Origin of the sequence: Streptomyces sp. NPDC006476 (assembly GCF_040612015.1) — a bacterium.
GTDB classification, from domain to species: Bacteria; Actinomycetota; Actinomycetes; order Streptomycetales; family Streptomycetaceae; genus Streptomyces; species Streptomyces griseorubiginosus_B.
Genome location: NZ_JBEXPK010000259.1, coordinates 1 through 2,142, shown reverse-complemented (window position 1 = coordinate 2,142; position 2,142 = coordinate 1). Strand labels below are relative to the sequence as shown.

The 2,142-nt window shown below is 65.5% G+C and carries 1 pseudogene; it reads right to left on the bottom strand.

The features are described from left to right. Nucleotides 1-666: 666 nt before the first annotated feature. Nucleotides 667-1,956: pseudogene (gene ltrA, locus ABZZ74_RS53790) on the bottom strand (group II intron reverse transcriptase/maturase); the annotation flags it as partial. Nucleotides 1,957-2,142 lie beyond the last annotated feature (186 nt).

The following is a 2,142-nucleotide window of genomic DNA, read 5'->3' as shown; positions in this document are numbered from 1 at the left end:
GAACCGGCTCCAGGCCATCGAGCGAGACACCGACGTGGCCTGAGTGGTGCACAAAACCCCGTACTTGGTGGTGCACTCACACGAGTACGGGGACACTACCTCGACCAGCGCGAGATCCCCCGGCCGAAGTCCTGGCGAACCCTGGGCACTTGAACTCGGCAACTCCAAGATCCCCGACAGAGTCAAGCTTAGGCGCCCAGCTATACCCCGGCAGCATCGCCACACCTACGCCGCAGACATTCAGCGTGGCCTCCTCACCGCCGAACACAAACGGCTTCGGAGTTGGTGCCGCCCACAGGGCGGGACCACGCACTGCATACCGGCCCAAATCCGTCAGGTTGGAGCCGGCTCGACTCTTACGGGGCGTCACCCACTGGTTCACTCTCGTTGCACCTTCCGGCCTTGCTTGCCGGACCCGGACCGTCTGACGGTGCCGGTCCGTCCCGGCGTTGTCGGGGCTGCTTTCCACCCGTTCCCGGCGTTCCCCGGGGCAGGCTGCCCCCTGCTTCACCCGAGCCACTGCGATGGCCCGAGGGCGAAGTAGGGGTCGGACCGGGGCGCGGTGCTGGCTTTGTGACCAGCCCGTTTCCCCGGCCCGCCCTCCGCACCGGACATGCGGCTCTCACCGCATCCGGCGCTCCACGGACTCCCTTGGGACCGCGCGGGTCACACCGTCGCGGCCCTCACCCACGGTGTCGGGATGCTGTATCCGCGCCAGCGATAGCGGGTCACCTTCACCCGCTGCGGGACGAACAGCGTGATCCCGTCCTCCACGGGCCGCCAACCGGGCTCGCCGGTCAAGTAGCGGCGCCGCAGAGTCCTCCAGTCGATCCCGGGATGTTGCTTCCTCAGCCACAACGTCACTCGACGCCAGCAGAAGTCGTCGAGATAGTGGAACGTGGCTGTGGACGACCCGAACCGGAAGTAGTAACACCATCCCCGCACCGCTGAGTTGAGCTGGCGGAGCAGGTTGGCGAGAGTGCGTTGACCTCTCTTGTTCGTCATCGCCCGCACCTTGCCTGTGATGGAGGCCAGTGCCTTCTTCGACGGATAGGTGTAGACGTAGTGCTCGCTGGTGCCCTTCTTGCGCCTTCGCTGGATGTGAAAGCCGAGAAAGTCCAGCCCCTCGTCGATATGGCAGACGCGGGTCTTGGCCTCCGACAGGCGCAGCCCCAAAGGGGCGAGCACGGCCGTGACCTCCTCCCACAGCGCGTCCGCGTGAGCTCGGGCGCCGCACACCATGATCAGAAAATCGTCCGCGTAGCGGACGATCCGGTATGTGGCACCTCCGCGTCGGCGGTGTGCTGTTCGCCTGCCGCCGTTGCCGTGAGCGTCCCACTTGGCGCAGAAGTGTTCATCCAGCGCCGAGAGGGCGATGTTCGCCAACAGCGGTGAGGCGATGCCGCCTTGGGGTGTGCCGGTGTTCGTGTCCCTGGTCTCGCCGTCGGCGGCCATGATGCCCGCCTTCAGGAATGCCTTGACCAGGGAGAGGACCCGCTTGTCTCCGACTCGTCGGCGCATCCGCTCAAGGAGAGCGGAGTGTGCGATGTTGTCGAAGCACGCTTCGATGTCCGCATCCAGCACCCAGTGGTAGCCCTTGGTGCCGAAGTGGTGCACCTCGGCGATTGCGTCATGGGCTCGTCGTTCGGGGCGAAATCCGTAGCTGACCGGCTTGAATGACGCCTCGAAGATCGGCTCCAGAACCAGCACGAGCGCGGCTTGCACGAGCCTGTCCATCGCGGTGGGAATCCCCAGCCTCCTGAGCTTTCCCCCGCTGCCCGGCTTGGGGATCATGCGCTCCCGCACTGGCAGAGGGGTGAACGTGCGGGCTTTCAACTGCTCCCGCGTGTTCTTCAGGAAGGCCACGATGTCGGCGTCATCGGCGATGAAGGCCGGGATGACCCGGTCCACGCCGGCGGTGCGCGCGCCCTTGTTGCCCCTCACCCTCTCCCACGCGACGGTGAGGAAGTCGGGGTGATGGACAAGGTTGTAGAGATCGGGCCTTCCCCCAAGGCCGGGTAGTTAGCGTCATCGCAGGTGACGCAAGTGAGTTGAAGGATTTCCGACGCAGAGCAACGGAGCTCGTTGGTACAGGCAGTCGACCAAGACAGCTTGTCCCGAAGGAGCTCCGTTGCCCCGTCA